The organism is Paenibacillus sp. FSL R5-0473 (genome assembly GCF_038004565.1).
Taxonomy (GTDB): Bacteria; Bacillota; Bacilli; order Paenibacillales; family Paenibacillaceae; genus Paenibacillus; species Paenibacillus amylolyticus.
Genome location: NZ_JBBORL010000001.1, coordinates 6,628,432 through 6,647,409 on the forward strand (window position 1 = coordinate 6,628,432; position 18,978 = coordinate 6,647,409).

The 18,978-nt window shown below is 47.0% G+C and carries 9 protein-coding genes; all 9 read left to right on the plus strand.

What is annotated here, in order from left to right; translation table 11 throughout:
* Positions 1 to 6: 6 nt before the first annotated feature.
* The 9 genes from MKY28_RS29035 to MKY28_RS29075 all read left to right on the plus strand — a co-directional run bounded on the left by MKY28_RS29035 (position 7) and on the right by MKY28_RS29075 (position 18,847).
* The gene (locus MKY28_RS29035; protein WP_340937702.1) at positions 7 to 3,828 is read left to right on the plus strand and encodes an S-layer homology domain-containing protein; all 3,822 of its coding nucleotides are present in this window, start codon (positions 7 to 9) and stop codon (positions 3,826 to 3,828) included.
* A 104-nt stretch (positions 3,829 to 3,932) separates the two neighbouring features.
* Positions 3,933 to 4,643, plus strand: a complete 711-nt coding sequence (locus MKY28_RS29040; protein ID WP_076254041.1) for a hypothetical protein — start codon at positions 3,933 to 3,935, stop codon at positions 4,641 to 4,643.
* A gap of 272 nt (positions 4,644 to 4,915) precedes the next feature.
* Positions 4,916 to 7,639: a stalk domain-containing protein gene (locus MKY28_RS29045; protein WP_340937703.1), complete on the plus strand. Its 2,724-nt coding sequence runs from the start codon at positions 4,916 to 4,918 to the stop codon at positions 7,637 to 7,639.
* A gap of 47 nt (positions 7,640 to 7,686) precedes the next feature.
* On the plus strand, positions 7,687 to 8,847 hold the full coding sequence (locus MKY28_RS29050; protein WP_307541774.1) for a sensor histidine kinase: 1,161 nt from the start codon (positions 7,687 to 7,689) through the stop codon (positions 8,845 to 8,847).
* Positions 8,848 to 8,854: 7 nt separating this feature from the next.
* Entirely contained in the window at positions 8,855 to 9,577 is a 723-nt protein-coding gene (locus tag MKY28_RS29055; protein ID WP_026081439.1) for a response regulator transcription factor, read from the plus strand.
* 330 nt (positions 9,578 to 9,907) lie between these two features.
* Positions 9,908 to 10,312: a hypothetical protein gene (locus MKY28_RS29060; RefSeq protein WP_340937706.1), complete on the plus strand. Its 405-nt coding sequence runs from the start codon at positions 9,908 to 9,910 to the stop codon at positions 10,310 to 10,312.
* A 454-nt stretch (positions 10,313 to 10,766) separates the two neighbouring features.
* Positions 10,767 to 12,650, plus strand: a complete 1,884-nt coding sequence (locus MKY28_RS29065) for a helicase-related protein (RefSeq protein ID WP_445670914.1) — start codon at positions 10,767 to 10,769, stop codon at positions 12,648 to 12,650.
* Between the two features lie 305 nt (positions 12,651 to 12,955).
* Complete coding sequence (locus MKY28_RS29070; RefSeq protein ID WP_340937708.1) at positions 12,956 to 13,618, plus strand: ComF family protein; 663 nt, start codon at positions 12,956 to 12,958, stop codon at positions 13,616 to 13,618.
* Between the two features lie 168 nt (positions 13,619 to 13,786).
* Entirely contained in the window at positions 13,787 to 18,847 is a 5,061-nt protein-coding gene (locus tag MKY28_RS29075; RefSeq protein WP_340937709.1) for a fibronectin type III domain-containing protein, read from the plus strand.
* Positions 18,848 to 18,978: the final 131 nt, after the last annotated feature.

An 18,978-nucleotide genomic window follows, 5' to 3' on the forward strand; every position in this document is an offset into this window, starting at 1 on the left:
AGATCAGTGGAATTCAAGAGAATTGCAAGAAAAGGCATGCTCGGAATCTTAATTGTTATGTTGACGGCTCAAGGTTGGCTTACGGGATGGAGTGGAGTCGAGCAGGAAGCATATGCGGCCAATGAATTAAGTGCAAATGGAATAACGAATACTGTTCCTGCGGTGAACGGCAAAAACGTCGATGGATCATTGCCGTTACGTATTGAATTTGCGAGACCGGTTTCAAAAGTAATCGGTCCGGAAAGTAAGATATCCATTAAACGTGTCAACGATGATTCAGAGGTTGTTTCTGTAGACGTATCCAGTGAACTGGTAACGATTGAAAGCTTAGGGCTAATCACGAATCCTTCTGTACCTGTGAACGATACCGAACCGTCTACAGGAGAAGATACAGCTTCACCACCACCTGAAGGGAAATTTGTAAGCATCCAACTCCCAGAAGGAAATATTCTTCCTGGTGGAACATATTACGTTCAAATTGATGCAAATGCATTTGCTTACATGGATGGTGAGAATCTTACTTTATTTCCAGGATTATTGAACAAAGCGTGGACGTTTAGTACTCAAAATATAGGCTTGCCGGCAGTTACAGGCAAGATACCCCAGAACGCAGCTGTTCAGGTGAAACCTTCGGATCATCTGACAGTGTCGTTTAGTCTACCGGTTGTTGCTGGAGCAGGCACACTTCAAATTTATCAAGGGAGCGGAACAGGAACTTTATTTGAAGCAATTCCAATCACGTCTAAAGGATCACCACGAATTACTGGTCTTGGCACTAAGACGATTACAATTGATCCTGTAAAAAATTTCAATAACAATAGTACATATTATATCGTGATACCTGAAGGTTTTTTACGAGATCAGCAGGGGAATGACATCCGTGGAATCAGCGGCATGGATTGGGGATTCAATGTGCAGTCGGACCCAACTTCCCTAACGGTGTCCACCTTGTCTCCTACCAATGGCACCACGAATGCGCCTTTGTCGGGCAACCTAACAGTGACGTTCAACAAGGAACTGGACCGTAGCTTCCCAGGTCAAGCTATTCTCAAGAAAGCAAATGGAGCAACCGTTGATTCGACGACAACCTTTAGTTCGAACAACAGACAACTGATTATTACGCCAACAAGCACATTAGAGAATAATATGAACTATGTTGTCGATATTCCTGCCAATACGTTTCGTGATCAAGCAGGTAATACATTCGCAGGTTTGAATGGATCTACATCATGGGCTTTCAAAACCTTAAGCAGAGATACAACAATACCTGTAATTAAGAGTGCCAAGATGCATAGTAACAACACGATTCGTCTAACGTACGACAAGTGGCTTAGCAGCATCAGCCCACTGAGCAGCAGTTATACCGTTACCGTGAATGGAGAGAATCGAAACGTCAGCTCCACTTATATCTCAGGTGACAGTGTATATGTTGTCTTGGATACGGGTGTAGCGGTAGGACAAGTTGTGCGAATCGCATATGCACCCGGTACTACAGGTAATCGTCTTACAGATCAGTCTTCCAATGCTGCGGCTGCTTTTGGCGCAAGAGATGTGGAGAACGGTTTAGATTCTGTTATGTCCAAGCCGCGAGAAGGTAACGTGTATTACAGTACAATGACGTTGTACTACCCTGAGACGGTATATATCACTTCAAGTGATGCAGCAAGACAATTCAGTGTAACTGCGGATCAGTCGGCTGTAGGCATTAGTAGCATATCGATCAATGGCAGCTCTGTGGTGACATTGAATCTTAGTCGATCCATTACGGATGGTGAAGTCGTTCAGGTTGCATACACGCCAGGTTCATGGCCTGTAAAAGATACACGTGGACAGGCTCTTGCTGGATTCAGCGGCTTCTATGTCCGCAATTCAATTGATACCAAATCACCTGAGTTCAAGAGTGCTGAGGTGAGTGGCAACAAGTTATGGGTGCGTTACAATGAACCACTGAACATGACGAATAAACCCCTCAACAGCCAATATTCTGTTCTGGTCGATGGTAAGCCAGTCTTCGTTAATGATTCCGAGATCGAAAATGATCTGGTCACGTTAACGCTGGCTTCAGCGGTGAAAGATACACAAAATATATCGTTATCATATGTACCTGGAGCATTGCGATTAACGGATCTAAACAATAACCCAGCAGGATATCTCAATCTGACTCCAGTAACGTACACATATGGAAATGGCAAAATCCTTTCGGCTACGCTTCAGGGAGACACGGTTCAAATTAATTTCCGTGATTCAATCCAGTCCCAGGCTGCACTAACAGCATCTCAGTTCAGTGTAGTGATTGGTAATTCAACCACAACTGTATTGTCTGCTTCAGCTTCTGGCACTGTGGTGACATTGAAAGTGGATACTTCAGCAGTTACATCGACAGCTACTCAGACGGGAACGGTGAGTTATGTACCTGGGGCTTTGCCGTTACGGGATGCGTCGAATGTCACGATAACAGCATTTGGTCCACTTACGTTACAACAGACGAATAATAGTTCGAACAATAATCAGTCGGGAAACCGTCCTTCCTGGTTGTCGGAATTGGATGCATTGAACTATGGTCAGTCTTTACTTGTGATGAATAATACTACGGCTTCTGCTGTATCTGCGATGTCCCACTATAATCGCCCGACTCGTCAATTCAACGTGGATGCAACCAAGTTGATTCAGTCCTTTGAATACGCTGGAGCAAACGGGAAATTGACTCAGCCGGTGGTATTTGAGATTCCGGACAGTGAATCGGCTGCGTATGTTGGATTCCCATTAAATGCACTGACTCAGATTGCTGCAAGTTATCGCACAGGCACTATTGGTGTGAAATATGGCGATCTTCTCTGGACGGTGCCACTGTCTAATTTAGATATGGCGGCTATGAGTCGGAGTGTAGGAACGTCAAACACAAGTGCTACGACAGCAGCAGCAGTTCCATCCTTATACGTTCAGTTAGGGACGGTACCTGTGTCTTCATCGGGGACGATGGAAGGCTTGATTGCAGGTGCAGGAGCGCAGAAGCTTGGCAACTATACGGACGTATATTTGTATACCGGTAATGGAACAAGCGATCAACGTGTAGATCAGAATGTCAAAAGCCAACTGGCCATGCAATTGGCTGCCAATACCCCGAGTGTAACATCTGGATTTACGTATATCGATCCAGTTACGTTTAGGTTATCCAATGTACCTAGTTCCTTTAAAAATACGACAGGTGGTGTAGTTGTTCGAGGACAGCTGAATGGCAATCAGTCGGTAGTCCCTGTTAACAACATCGTTAGTTATCCGGATACGGCGTCACACTGGGCTAGTGAGGTCATTAAGGAGCTCTCTGCCAAATGGATAATTAACACACCGGGTGGTTCCTTCTACCGACCGAATGAGAACATTACACGTGCGGAATTTGCTGAATTGGTCGCTAGAGGTCTAGGACTGAATGGAGAACCTACTGCAGCAAGTCGTTTCCAGGATGTTCGTAGCGGTAGTGTGACAAGTGCCTATATCGGTGCTGCTGCTGAAGCGGGAATCATTACAGGAAATACCGATGGTACCTTTAAGCCGGATCGCCCCATTACGCGTGAGCAGATGGCACTTATGATGGTACGTGCGATGAACTACGGTGGGAAAACAGTCTCTCTTCAATCTTCCGCTGCTACCACTCTATCCAAGTTCAAGGACAGCAACAAAATCCAGTCCAAGGATTCTGTTGCCAAAGCGGTGCAGGAGGGAATCATTCAAGGCATGACAGCCAGAACATTTGAACCTCAGGGAAATGCAACTCGTGCACAGGCAGCAGTCATGTTGAAGCGGGTTTTGGACAAATTAGGATATCTATAATTTAATAGGGACACTTCAAGGAAGCTCATTTCTTGAGGTGTTCTTTTTATATAATTAGATAAAGGACTAAAGAGAGTTGAAGTTTTATAGAAAGGGTGACTTTTTTGAACATTACTAAGATACTCAAAAAAGTATTATATGAACGAATTCGAGAATTATCATTTGTTTATCAAGAATCTTCGTCTAATCCTTGGGTTTTTGTTAGATCTAGAAATGGTTATTCTAAAGAAATTATAGAAATTGATAGAAGTGATTGGGAATCATGTGCCATTCGTTGCACTTTCCAAACGGATTCTAAGTCAATAAGTAGTACAAAGCTTGCTGAAGGAAAGGTTCATGAGTGGTATGTATATCGTAATAATGAAGAACTGCATCAAATTCTTAACTATTTTGGTGAACTCATAGAGAAATACGCTTTGCAATGGTTTGCAGAGCATGCAGTGGCTCTTTCGCCCGCACCACCCAATTACCTAGGCACTGAGTGGATTGACTTTATGCATGATTTCGTCGAGACAAATCATATTAAGTTAGAGGTTCCAAGTTCGATTGTTATATTAGATGAGTTGATAGTACAGGGAATAGATCAAAATGAGATATATTCGGTAGGCTTTTGTTTTGGGGAAATTATTATAAAACGTTTTGGTGCAGAATGGGAGTATACTAAAGAACAAGGTCCGATGATAAAAAATATAGCTGGTAATCCTAAATTTAGACGATCACCGCATGAATTGGTGAAAAATGTATTAGAGAGTCGAAACCAATTATCATTACAGAGGTACTATAATGATATTGAATTTGTGGTAGAAGACTTGTAAGTTAATAGGAAATATATGAATCATAAATGGACTTCTGTTGTGCTTACTCGTGCACAGACGAAGTCTATTTTTTGATTAGTTTAACTACATAGCAGAAACGTGTGGAATTGATTAACCAATATATACCTCAATCTTGGCTGGGGGCGTAACTTTTTTCACAAAAAGTAGTCTATTAATAGAAGAGTATACTAGAGATCTCGCTATCGGCTGCCTACTTGGCAGTGTTCGTGATGTCTAAGATTGATATACAAGATGGGAGAGACGTTTCAGACATGCTGGGGAAACATGAGAAACAGCTGGAAGACGTTAAGGGCAGTAAGGTGAAGAAATGGGCGATTGTGACGCTGGCGGGTGTGATCTGGATTGCACCGGTGATGAGCGCAGGCGGGCAGATGTGGTCAGGCACTTCGTGGCAATCGGTGGCCGCTGCAGCATCTACAAATACAAGCAAGTTGAGTGAAGAAATTCTGACTTCGGGTGCGAAGCTCATGAAATACAGATATACAACAACACGTTCCGGTTCCAAGGTCAACGTACTGGCGGATGTAATCCAGGTGGATTTGCAGAACCCGTATGTGAAGCTGGATGTGATGACAGGCAAGGGCGGTAATCTGAACAGTAAACAGAGCACGGGTGCCATGGCTAAGGAAAATGGTGCAGTAGCTGCTGTGAATGGCGATTACTTCAATGTATCCGGCGAGCTCGCACCAATTGGTGGACAGGTCTCAGATGGCGTACTGGTCTCCACACCTTCCGAACTGTCGGGCATGTATGCCCTCACGGTGACCAAGGATGGCAAACCGATGATCGACGAGTATTCCTTTGACGGAACTGTGAAGGCACAGGATGGTTCAACCTTTGCTTTGCGTGGGATAAATAAAGAGGATTATACGGTAGAGTCGGGCGCGGTGAAATATAGTCATGCCAACTCAATGTATATTTATACACCGGCATGGACCTCCTCCAAACGTCCAAATGATCCTTCCACAACCCCAACAGAGGTTCTCGTGCAGAACGGAGTAATCACCCAAATCTCGGATAAAAAAGCGCTAAACATGACGGTGCCGAAGGATGGGTACATTTTGCGTGCGCATGGAACAGCGGCGACATGGATCATGAGCCATCTATCCGTTGGGCAAACCTTGGATGCGGATTACAAGTTAAAAGCCAAAACAACCGGACAATCGGTTGATCCGAGTAATCTGGAGATGATGATTGGCGGTCATACGATTCTTGTGAACGGTGGAAAGGCAGCATCCTTTTCCCGTGATATCGCATCTTCCGGCATTGGTGGCATTCGTGCAAGAACGGCAGTAGGATACTCCCAGGATGGTCGGTATGTCTATATCATTGCAGCGGAGAAAAACAGTAACAGCAGCGGGATGTCGCTGACGGAACTGCAATCCTTTATGACCAGTGTGGGTGTCTGGAAAGGCATGAACCTGGACGGAGGCGGCTCCACAACCATGGTAACCCGTCCGTTAGGTGAGCAGACCGCCGGTCTGACGTTCAACACAGAGTATGGCACCGAGCAACGTCAGGTTGTAAACACGCTAGGTGTGTTCTCTACGGCTCCTGTAGGTAAACTGAAGGGCTTTGCCGTGAGTGGTAGCCAAACGTTGCTGGTGGGTCAAGAGGGCAAGTACACAGCCAAAGGATATGACACCTACTACAACCCGATCGCAACAGGCGATATCAGCATGTCCTGGAAGTCCAGCAACAACAGCATCGTGAGTGTCAGTAACGGTACAATCAAAGGCGTGAAGCCAGGCACAGCAACGCTGACGGCAACGAGCAATGGAGCTTCATCCTCGATTAAAGTATCGGTATTGGGTGGAAGTGAATTGGCTTCCCTGACAGCAGGATCGGGTCTCGGTTCGCTCCAAGCAGGCACAACGATGTCCATTCCTGTAACGGCAACAACGAAGAGCGGACAAAGTGTGACGGTTCCGGCAGACTCGCTGACATGGGAATTTATCGGGTTCAAAGGTAAAGTCACTGCTGACCAATTAACGGTATCTTCCGTTAATTCTGGTGCACAAGTAGGATATGCGATTGGTCGTTATGATGGTTACAGCACAGTCGTAGTACTCTCGGCTTCTGCAAGTGAAACGATCTGGGAGAACTTCGAAAACGTGAATTATCCGATTAACTTCACCACGAACGCAGCGGGTGTAACTGGTACGGCAACAGTCACAGCAGGAACTGGTGAAAAAGCCGGCTCCAATGTACTGCAACTCGGTTATGATATGACTGCTGGAACAGGCAAAATGTACGCTTATGCACAACTGAATGGCTCTACCGGTAGAGAGGTATCTGCTGCAGCTACATCGATGTCAATGGATGTTATGGGAGATAAAAGCCTGAACTGGTTGCGTGCCGAATTCACGGATGCCAATGGCAAAACGGTATATGCCGATCTCGCCAAAGCGATTGACTGGAACGGGTGGAAGAAGCTGAGCGTGGACCTGAATGGACTGAACATCGCCTATCCGGCGAAGCTGAAGCGGGTCTATGTGGTGAACGTGGAGGAAGGTCAGGATGAGCGTGCGAAATCAGGTACGGTTGCTTTTGACAATATCGCATTCACGATGCCTTCCAAGTCCAGTGAAGTCGGATTGCCTACGGGTACAGCTTCGCTTGTGCTTGGACAGAAATCGATGACGGTGAACGGAACGAAAAAAGTGATTGATGCAGCACCGGTCCTGAAAAATGGTACAACGTATGTGCCAATCAAACATGTTTTGGACGCTTTTGGTGGTCAGGCAAGCTGGGATAGCAAAAATCAGCGGATCACGGTATTACGTGGTGGCAAGCTGATTGATCTGGTTGTAGGGCAGAAAGAATTCATTCTGAATGGTAAAAGACAGAGCGCAACTGTTGCACCATACGTAACGGGTGGTAGGACTTTAGTCCCGCTTAGACTCGTTTCCGAGCAACTTGGTCTGACTGTAAAATGGGAACAGAAAACGAAGACCGTTACCATCTCATCGTGATATGGTATGATATATACCGGAAACGATAGAAATGGAGTCGAACAAACGTGGATTTACAAGCCGATGCCATAGACCGCGTCATTAAAAACGCCATACAAGTCATGGAAAACAGCAAATATCAAATGTTCGAAATCATGGACTCGACTCGCGATGAGCTGAAAACGCTCAACGAGGAGTTGAAGTCGGTGTTGAAGGAGACGGCGGAAACGATCGAGAAAGTAGATCAGTTGGAGCTGAACTACCGCCGTTCCCGGATCCGGCTGACTGAGGTTAGCCGCGACTTTGTCCGTTATTCCGAGCATGATATCAAGCAGGCATATGAGAAAGCAACACAGCTGCAGCTGGATCTGATGATTTATCGTGAGAAGGAAATGTATCTGAAGGCCCGTCGGGATGATCTGCAGAAGCGTGCCAAAAATGTGGAAGCTTCTGTGGAGCGTGCCGAGACCATCGGTTCGCAGATGGGTGTTGTACTCGAGTACCTGTCAGGTGAACTGGGTCAAGTGACCCGGATCATCGAATCTGCCAAAAATCGACAAATGATTGGTTTGAAAATAATTTTGGCCCAGGAAGAAGAGCGGAAACGTATTGCTCGTGAGATTCATGACGGGCCTGCGCAGATGCTCGCCAATCTAGTGCTTAGGACGGAAATTGTAGAAAGAATGCTCATTAAGCAGGATTTTAAGATGGTCCAGGCCGAAATAGTAGATTTGAAAGGCCAGGTTCGTTCCAGTCTTGAAGAAATGAGAAAAGTTATTTTCAATCTGCGTCCTATGGCACTGGATGATCTGGGACTGATTCCAACGCTTCGGAAGTATGTGCAGGATTTTGAGGTAAAAACGAAAATCCGGTCGCTTTTTGAAACAAGAGGTAAGGAACATCGTTTATCTTCAGCCATGGAGGCTGCAATCTACCGCCTCGTGCAGGAAGGTCTGTCGAATGCTGCAAAGCATGCTTATCCCACTTATGTTGTAGTGGAAATTACATACCAGGCTCAGCTCGTCAAAATTGTCGTTCAGGACAATGGGCTTGGGTTCAAACCGGAGCTTCTTGCGAAGAAAAGCAAGGATCATACCCACTTCGGTCTGATTGGGATGAGAGAACGGGTTGAACTGTTAGAAGGAAGAATAGAGATTGAATCCGGAGAAAATCAAGGAACCAAAATAGTGATTCATATCCCGACAAACGTGGATAAGGGAAAGGAGTAGCAGGATGATGGAAAACCGTGATACTGGTAAAGCATCGATTAAAGTTCTTTTGGCTGATGATCATCAGCTGTTCCGTGAGGGACTGAAACGCATTTTAAATATGGAGGACGACATTGAGGTCATCGGCGAATGCGGCGATGGAATTCAAGTGCTCGAATTCTGCAATCAGGATAAACCTGATATCGTATTGATGGATATCAACATGCCAATCGAAAACGGGGTTGAAGCAACGGAGAAATTGCGTGAGCTGTTCCCTGATGTCAAAGTAATTATCTTGTCCATTCATGATGATGAAAGTTATGTATTTGAGACGCTTCGTAAAGGGGCTAACGGATACTTGCTGAAGGATATGGAGGCCGAGTCTCTGATCAATGCGATTCGTTCCGTGCATGAAGGACATGCGTTCATACACCCGAAAGTAACAGGCAAACTGATCATGCAGCTGCGTCGTATGACGTATCTTAATGAAACAGGGGCAATGAGTGAAGGAGCTTCGAAGGAAGCAGGTGTTAAATTTGTCGCTGGCGACAATAACCCGCTTACACGTCGTGAGGCTGAAGTGCTTCGCTTGATGGCAGAAGGTAAGAGCAACAAAATGATTGGTGAATTCCTGTTCATCAGTGAAAAAACAGTAAAAAACCATGTCAGCAGCATTCTGCAGAAGATGGAAGTGGACGACCGTACTCAAGCTGTTATCAATTCGATCAAATATGGTTGGGTTACGCTCTAATACCTTATGTTTTTTGTAAAGCAGTATTCTTACGGTAAGTCAGTCCATTGGTTGATTCAACCTAGATGAAGTATAGATTGGTGTTCACTCGCGCCCTTTCCAGAATGTTGGATTGGTCTGCGGGTTAATGGACTTTATCACTGCAAATGAGCAAAGTGTAAGGTTGTGCGGAACATATGTTCAAGCTTAGGCGTGAATGAATGACCTGGCCTGTCTTTCTTCGTCCGGTGTCGATCAGCGTGGAATATGAGTGATAGGAAATGCAAGTGTAACCCTTCAGGAAGTACAGCATATACTTGTTGTATACAGGGATGTTCGCCATGGGTGAGCATGACCTTCCGAGGAGGTGCAGTTGCCATGGTTGCTCATCTGACTATGATTCTGCTCATATACTTCCTGGCGGCAATGGCCGTTCATGCCATGCACCAGCGCCATCTTTCCCGTCCGGAATCTGAAGGTTTCGAGCAGATTCTGCTCATCCCTTCCAATCAGGCAGGGCGGATCGAAGGCATTGTAAGAGAACTTTGTCGGGAATTATTATACCGTGGTAAGAGCTTCAGATTAACAGTTGTCGCTGATCGTACAGAAGCGGAAACGATTACGATTATTGAAAAGCTTATGCAAAGGCAAGGCATGGAGACATCCTATCTGCCTGCTGTCCCTGCTGATATTGAACGGGTAGCACAGACCGATCACACGTTTCGACTGATTGATTTGCGTGAGTCAGAGCACTAAATCATCATGTGAACGGAAATGGGATTAACATTTCGCAGATCTACAGTGAAAAGATTACAGCAGAAGCTGTAGTCTTTTTTTGTAATTGTAGCCAAGTCTGCTTTTAAATTAAAAATGGGTTTTTATGCAATCTATGGTTATTGTCTGGGTTAAGGTGAGTTCATGAGCACTAAAATAAACTTTTCGAAGTCAGAACTCTTAATTTAAAAGTATAGACGATACAGATTGGAAAAAGTTTCGCAATTTTAAAGAAAGATTCTGGTTATTAGCAGAATTGTATGATGGAATCATGTTGTGTGACTAACCTTGTGATGTAAAGATTCAATTGGTATAGTGATAAGTAGATTAATCATAAGAAGATGGAATATGGACATGAAGCACATGCTCCGGCGAACAGCCGGGTTGGCATGTGCTTTTTTTGCGTTCGGAAAATTTACGATGGGGAGGAGAGTAAATGAAAGTTGCCTTATATGTGTGTCGTGTAGGGGAAGGGTGGAGTATGATCTTGTCCTTGGATATTCGAGTGGATGTATTTTGGTGGCTAGAGGGAGGAAGTGGGCGACATCTGCTGCGCTGGTTGCTATTAGATAAGGCGATGCCCTTAAGTCAGGCATCCTGGTTGATTGAACATTTTGAGATGGAGCGAGCTATGGATCAGTGGGGCCAGCGCGAATGGCAGAGTTATCTTGCACGGAAGCTGGATGTGTATGAATTGGCCTCTGGGGAAACAGAGGCCAGAAAAGGTATAGCAGGCAAAGCGGGGAGTGCCGCTGCGCGTGGTGCGTTGGTAGGCGGGATGCCAGAGCCGTATCCCGCCGGGCAGTGGGCTCAGCTGGAGCGGGACGCGGCCCTGCTGGCTGAGCGGATCAGCGGCCGCCAATTACTGGCGGCCGAGGCGGAGGCGTTGCTGGCGGATACCGCCCAGCCGCCAAAGGAGTGGCGCGCGGCTGCGCAGCTCGCGCGCTTGCACGGGCGGCTGAGTATCACAGCCGCCCTCGAAGGGCCTGCCACGCGCCGTCGGCACGCGTGGCTTGGACGCGCGCGGAGCGCGCCCCGCTGCCCCCGTTGTGGCAGCGAAGCCCGGCAGCGCGTGCCCTGCGCTGCCTGCGGCCTGGCGGCGTGCGCCTACTGCGAGGCTTGCCTCGCGCTGGGGCGCAGCCGTGCTTGTGCGCTGCTGCTACGCAGTGCAGCGCAAGAGGCCGTGCCACGATGCGGCGAAGCACCGCGTGGCACGGCCTTGGCCCCCACCGGCGGCGGACTCGCCCGGTGGGGGCTTAGTGCAGCGCAGAGCGCGGCAGCAGCCGCGGCGCTTGCGTTTTTGGCCCGCCCACCCGCAGGGGATGGGCCGGGGCGGTTCTTGCTGTGGGCCGTGACCGGGGCCGGCAAGACGGAAATGATATTCCCACTGCTCCAACATACATTGGATCGTGGCGGACGAGCTTTGGTCGCTACACCGCGCAGGGATGTGGTGCTGGAACTGGCTCCGCGTCTAGCTAAAGCTTTTCCGGATACCTCACTCGCTACGCTTTACGGAGGCAGTGACGAACGCTGGAAAGACGCTCAGCTCACGCTTGCGACCACACATCAATTGATGCGTTTTTATCAGGGATTTGATCTCGTCATTATCGACGAACTGGATGCTTTTCCTTATCACAACGATCCCATGCTCGCTCACGCGGCGGCATCCTCCTGTAAACCGGAGGGGAATTTCGTCTATCTGTCTGCTACACCGCCTGCTCGGCTCCAGAGGGAAGCGGCACAGGGGAAACTAACCCATGCCAAAGTTCCAGTACGTTTCCACCGCCATCCTTTGCCCGTGCCAAGATTGATCAAAATGGTTACCGTTGCTGAATGTATTAAGAAACGAAATCTTCCTTCTGCCTTGAGGACTAACATCCAAATTTCATTGAAGCGTGACGCTCAGGTATTTGTCTTTGTAACACGCATTGCCCAGATTGAGGCGTTTGTGAATCTAATGCGTCGTACTTTTCCCGGAATCCATATCGAAGGAACTTCATCTCAGGACCCTGATCGCGCTAGCAAAGTTATAGCCTTTCGTGAACGCAAAATTCGTCTGCTCGTAACCACCACAATTTTGGAGCGTGGCGTTACCATTCCACGTAGCGACGTCTTTATATTGGATGCAGACAATGGTCTCTTTGATGAAGCATCGCTGGTCCAGATGGCGGGTAGAGCAGGGCGTTCCATGGATGACCCAGCGGGTAGAGTGGTTTTTGCATCATCTCGTCGGACACGTTCACAGGTGAAGGCCGTTGCACAAATTCGGAAAATGAACACCATCGCTCGTCGCAAAGGCTACCTGCACCCACCATCCTAAACATAATCGTTATCTGCCCAGTTTGTATCCGCATTTCACAATACATTCCCGAGACTGGAGGTATGCCCCCTATGTTCAACTGGCTCAGCAACGTAACCCATCACGCGCAACACCTGACCCAGCGTCTCCACCACCTGCTCGCCCCACCGGGAGCGACTTGTCTGACATGTGGCACTCGAGCGATTCTGTCCTCAACTTATTCAGGCATATGCCCACGTTGTGTGAAACAGATTCCATGGATTCGTTCCATCCGTTGTCTGCGTTGTGGTCGGGGTGTTGGGTGCCCGGACTGTGCTCGTCCACACATGCAAAACCGTTCTTTTATCCTCAACCGCAGCGCCGTACAATACAACACCTTAATGAAAGAGTGGATCGGCATGTATAAATTCAGAGGCCATGAACGATACGCGCCGCTCTTAACCGCGCTGTTGATTCAAGCCTTTCAAGCGATGAGAGAGGAGCAGAATTCTGCTTTGGCAAAAGAACCCCCAGCTCACGTGGCTCATATCGCCACGCCTGCTCAACAAACGAAGCCGCAATGGCGGCCTGACGCGGTCACCTATGTCCCGGTGAGCAGCGAGCGTCTGGCCGAGCGCGGCTTCAATCAGGCGGAGCGGCTGGCTGCTGGGCTCGCCACCGCCTGCCGCCTACCCATCGTAGATCTGTTGCAGCGCCAGATCAACACCACCAAACAAAGCTTCAAATCACGCGGTGAGCGTATTGAAACGATGAAGAACGCTTTTTCCATCAACCCGGATGGCACGAAGTTAATTGAAGAGCTATACAGGGGGGCTCATCTGCCAACACATATGGGCGTGTCTCATGCCAAACCCATACGGTTACTGCTGATCGATGATATATACACAACAGGTAGCACTTTGGACGCTTGTGGCCGGGTTATTCTAAATTCTGGCTTCCACATGGAGATTCCGGTCGAGATTTACACACTAACACTGGCAAGATCCTAGACAGGAAAATATGTTCCTTTATTAATCATTGGTACGTTAATGCGTGTCTCCATTCCATTTATTCCGTTTGAAATATAGTTGTTTGATGAAATTATAAATGAAAGCGTAATAAGAAATTTTTTACATGTAAAAAAGAGGAATTGGTTTTCTCGCGCAGAATAGATAGTTTTGCCGTTCACCACAGGTGACAGCATAGGGAGTGGCACAACATATCTGTTGAAGGGGAGAACAAAAGTGGTCGCAGGAAAAAGAAAAAATGGATTTTACTTATGGACTGTCCGTCTACTAGTATTCATGCTGGTATTCGGACAGTTTGGCGTGTACGGGGGGAACCGGGCACATGCAGCAGTAGGAAGTGGAGTAATTTCATCAAGCAATGATTATCAATATGTAATGACCAACGACAACGGCCAATTACAGGTGAATCAAAAATCAGTTAATCTGAGTTGGGCGAGATCATACGAGATTTCAACATCAGGATATTCTTTTAGGAGAAGTCAATCGATCAATGGGGCAGTTGGAGACATAACCAAGATTTCATTTGGCTCCTACACATCTACGTATACCGGCAAAGTTACCAATGCTTTTATCGTCGACTTTGCTGAGGTATGGGAGTATTACACGACTATGGAATACAGACAATCCGGAACCAATGTTGGAGTATGGAAAAATTCCACCGTTGATGAGTTTGGAATGACTACGCCAAGATATGTGCAAAGCTACGAGGCAACACAGCTAAGTCTCGTAATTAACGCAGATACAGGAGCGGTAGTCGATTTTGTATCTAACCTGAATCCGTATTACATACGGAAAGCAGAATCATTCAGTTTTGTAAAAGAGCCGGGGACAACACAGCCTATTACTACAAATCCTGCTGTTCCAGCTAATTTGGCGGCTGATGCCAGTGATGTAGCTATTAATCTCAATTGGTCTGCTGCTCCACAAGCTGTTCAATATGAGATTGAAGAGAATGGCGTAGTCAAAGGGCCTTTTTACGGAATCAATTATACAAGTTCTTCACTTACACCCAATACTACATACACCTATAGAGTACGTGGAATTAACAGACTAGGAGCTAGTGAGTGGAGTGAGCCGGTTGCAATAACAACCTTGCTTGAGAAACCTGTTTTGGCCGTAACGCCAGAGGAAGGCAAGAATACGATTCAGTGGATGGCGGTTGAGTCTGCAGATCGCTACCAGTTGCAGATTGATGGTGGTACACCATTTGAATTAGGAAACGTAACTTCCTATGTACATGAAGGGCTTGAATCTAATTCAACGCATACCTATGTGCTAAAAGCCTTCTCGGCTAACAATGAGAGTGCGTGGAGTAAAATGGTGAGTCAGTTAACAGTACCTGATCGTACCAACGGGCTGACGGTTACTGATGCCACATTCAATAAATTAACGGTATCTTGGACTGCGGTAAAGGGTGCTACCGGATATGATTTGGAGATTGATGGCACTAATGTTGCTGTAACAGGCACCACTTATAGTAAAACTGGCCTTACAGCCAATACAGAGTACACTTTTAGAATCAGACCTAAAAATGCTGGTGGTGCAGGAAGCTGGAGTGATGTAACTACAGGAATCACCCAGATGAGTACACCCGTTATTCAGTCCAACCCTTCACAAGAAGAAGTTGTTCTCATCTGGTCACCAGTTGATGGTGCAACGTCATATGAAGTTGAGGCGGATGGCGTTGTCGTTAGATATATATCAGATTCAATCTATACGCACACAGGGCTCAAACCTGGAACGGCCCATAAGTATCGTGTACGAGCTATAAGTGACAATAACATTAGCGCATGGTCGGCAGTGAGATCACAGAATACGTTGCCTGATTCTGTTAATGGATTGGTGGTCAGTGCAGCGACCAATGCAGCTGTAACTCTGAAATGGACAGCAGTAACCGGAGCCACAGGTTATGATCTCGAGATCGATGGAACAGTTGTCCCTGTAACAGGAGTAACCTACACGAAGAATGGTCTCGCAGCAAATACAGATCATACCTTCCGTATTCGCTCGAAAAATGCCGCTGGTGCAGGGGCATGGAGTGATCTGATCAGCGGAATAACGCAGTTGAACACACCTATCTTGAAAGCAACATCAGAAGAAACTGCAATCAATCTGACATGGGCTGATGTAGCAGACGCAACGAAATATGAAATTGAGGCTGACGGAGCAGTGGTTGCAACAGTAGAAGAGCCTAGCTACAGTCACACATCATTGTTACCAGGAACGGCGCACAAGTATCGTATTCGTGCGTTGACGGATACCAATACGAGTGCATGGACAGCAATCCTGACGCAAAGCACCATCCCTGCTTCCGTTACAGGATTAACTGTTAGCTCGGCTACGAATGTAGCCATTGCCTTGAAATGGACAGCTGTAACTGGAGCAACAGGATACGATCTGGAAATCGATGGAATGGTTGTCCCGGTAACGGGAGTAGCCTATACGAAGAGCGGTCTTGCAGCGAACACAGACCATACCTTCCGTGTTCGTTCGAAAAATGCCGCTGGTGTAGGAGTGTGGAGCGAACTCATCAATGGAACGACACTCCTAAATACACCAGTACTAAAAGCATCATCGGAAGAAACTGCAATCAACCTGACGTGGGCTGATGTAGCAGACACAACGAAATATGAGATTGAGGCGGATGGAGCAGTAGTGGCAACAGTAGAAGATCCTAACTACAGCCATGAAGCATTGCTGCCAGGAACGGCGCACAAGTACCGCATTCGTGCGTTGACGGATACTAATATAAGTGCGTGGACAGCAATCCTGACGCAAAGCACCATCCCTGCTTCCGTTACAGGATTAACTGTTAGCTCGGCTACGAATGTAGCCATTGCATTAAAATGGACAGCAGTAACTGGAGCTACAGGATATGATCTGGAAATCGATGGAACCGTTGTCCCTGTAACGGGAGTAGCCTATACGAAGAGCGGTCTTGCAGCGAACACAGACCATACCTTCCGTGTTCGCTCGAAAAATGCAGCTGGTGTAGGAGCGTGGAGTGAACTCATTAATGGAACGACACTCCTAAACACACCGGTATTAAAAGCAACATCAGAAGAAACTGCAATCAATCTGACATGGGCAGCCATTAATGATGCAACGAAGTATGAGATTGAAGCTGATGGAGCAGTAGTAGCAACAGTAGGGGAACCTAGCTTCACCCAAACAACACTGCTTCCAGGAACAGTCCATAAATATCGCATTCGTGCGTTGACGGATACCAACACAAGTGCATGGACAGCAAACCTGACACAGAGCACCATCCCTGCTTCCGTGACAGGCTTAACTGTTAGCTCGGCTACGAATGTAGCCATTGCCTTGAAATGGACAGTTGTGACGGGAGCAACGGGATATGATCTGGAGATCGATGGAACGGTTGTCCCAGTAACGGGAGTAGCCTATACAAAGAGTGGTCTTGGAGCAAACACAGATCATACCTTCCGTGTTCGCTCGAAAAATGCAGCTGGTGTAGGAGCGTGGAGTGAACTCATCAATGGAACGACGCTCCTAAACACACCTGTACTAAAAGCATCATCGGAAGAAACTGCAATTAGCCTGACATGGGTAGCTATTGCGGACGCAACGAAGTATGAGATTGAGGCAGACGGAGCAGTAGTGGCAAAAGTAGAAGAACCTAACTACAGCCATGTAGCATTGCTACCAGGAACGGCGCACAAGTATCGTATTCGAGCGTTGACGGAGACCAATACGAGTGCATGGACAGCAATCCTGACGCAAAGCACCATACCTGCTTCCGTGACAGGCTTAACTGTTAGCTCGGCTACGAATGTAGCCATTGCCTTAAAATGGACAGCTGTGACGGGAGCAACGGGATATGATCTGGAGATTGATGGAACGGTTGTCCCAGTAACGGGAGTAGCCTATACGAAGAGCGCTCTAGTAACCAACACAGACCATACCTTCCGTGTTCGCTCGAAAAATGCCGCTGGTGTAGGGGCATGGAGCGATTTGATTAGTGGAACCACACTTCTAAATACACCGGTATTAAAAGCATCATCAGAAGAAACTGCAGTCAACCTCACGTGGGCTGAGGTAACAGACGCAACCAAGTATGAGATTGAAGCGGACGGAACAGTAGTGGCAACAGTAGAAGAGCCAAACTATAGTCACGCAGGACAGTTGTCAGGAACGGCACATAAGTACCGTATCCGTGCTTTGACAGATACCAACACAAGTGCATGGACGGCAGTACTGACCCAAAGTACCATCCCTGCTGCAGTCAACGGGCTGATGTTAAATACCGCTACACCTGTGGCTATCTCAATGAAGTGGAGCCCAGTTACAGGCGCTACTGCTTACGATTTGGAAATTGACGGTGTTGTAATTTCTGCGAGTGGAGCTGCTCATACGAAAAGTGGTCTTCTGGCAAATACAGATCATACCTTCCGCATTCGTGCCAAAAATGCTGCCGGCATTGGTAGCTGGAGTGAGATTGTAACCGCCTCGACCCAATTAAATGTACCAACAACGCCGAAAGCTGTACCTGAAGAAACGGCAGTTACGCTGACATGGAATGAAGTTGCTGGTGCAACAAAATATGAGATTGAGGCAGATGGTATAGTAGTTGCTACTGTAAGTGATCTCATGTATGTACACAATGGAGTGCTTGGTGGCACCATTCATAAATATCGTATTCGTGCCCTGACCGACACTAATATGAGTGCATGGACAGCAGTATTGTCCCAAACTACGTTACCTGCGAGTGTCTCAGGTTTGAGTATTAACTCTGCAACCACAGCGGCTATCGCGCTGAAATGGAGTGCTGTAACTGGAGCTACCGGGTATGATCTGGAGATTGATGGTACGGTGGTTGCCGTGAGTGGAGTTGCTTATACGAAGAGCGGACTTGCACCAAATACGGAGCATACCTTCCGGATTCGTGCCAAAAATGCTTCTGGTGCGGGAGCTTGGAGTGAGATCATAACAGGAGTGACTCAATTAACTACACCTGTGCTGAAGGGAACTTCGGACAAAACAAACGTTTTTCTGACTTGGGACTCGGTTGGGGGAGCTTCGTCTTACGAAATTGAAGCCGATGGGCAAATTGTGGCGACTGTCAGTGATAAAACGTTTATTCATTCTGACCTGTTACCGTCCAGTTTGCATAAATATCGCATTCGGGCATTCAACGATCAGAACACAAGTGCATGGTCTCCTGTATTAAGTATTAGAACATTGAATTAGGGATATAAAATTTGGGAGCAGGGTTGCGTATATGTGCATCCTGCTCCCTTCTTTTGTTTTGCAAATAGACTATGGCTTCATCAGAGAAAATAAGGTAATCTATAGTTATTATCTATTCGGAAATGGAAGTT

Excerpts from the sequence above, each read along its gene's own strand:
- MKY28_RS29045 (WP_340937703.1), top strand. The coding sequence starts at position 4,916 with ATGCTGGGGAAACATGAGAAACAGCTGGAAGACGTTAAGGGCAGTAAG.
- MKY28_RS29060 (WP_340937706.1), top strand. The coding sequence starts at position 9,908 with ATGACCTTCCGAGGAGGTGCAGTTGCCATGGTTGCTCATCTGACTATG.
- MKY28_RS29055 (WP_026081439.1), top strand. The coding sequence starts at position 8,855 with ATGGAAAACCGTGATACTGGTAAAGCATCGATTAAAGTTCTTTTGGCT.
- MKY28_RS29070 (WP_340937708.1), top strand. The coding sequence starts at position 12,956 with ATGCAAAACCGTTCTTTTATCCTCAACCGCAGCGCCGTACAATACAAC.
- MKY28_RS29065 (WP_445670914.1), top strand. The coding sequence starts at position 10,767 with ATGAAAGTTGCCTTATATGTGTGTCGTGTAGGGGAAGGGTGGAGTATG.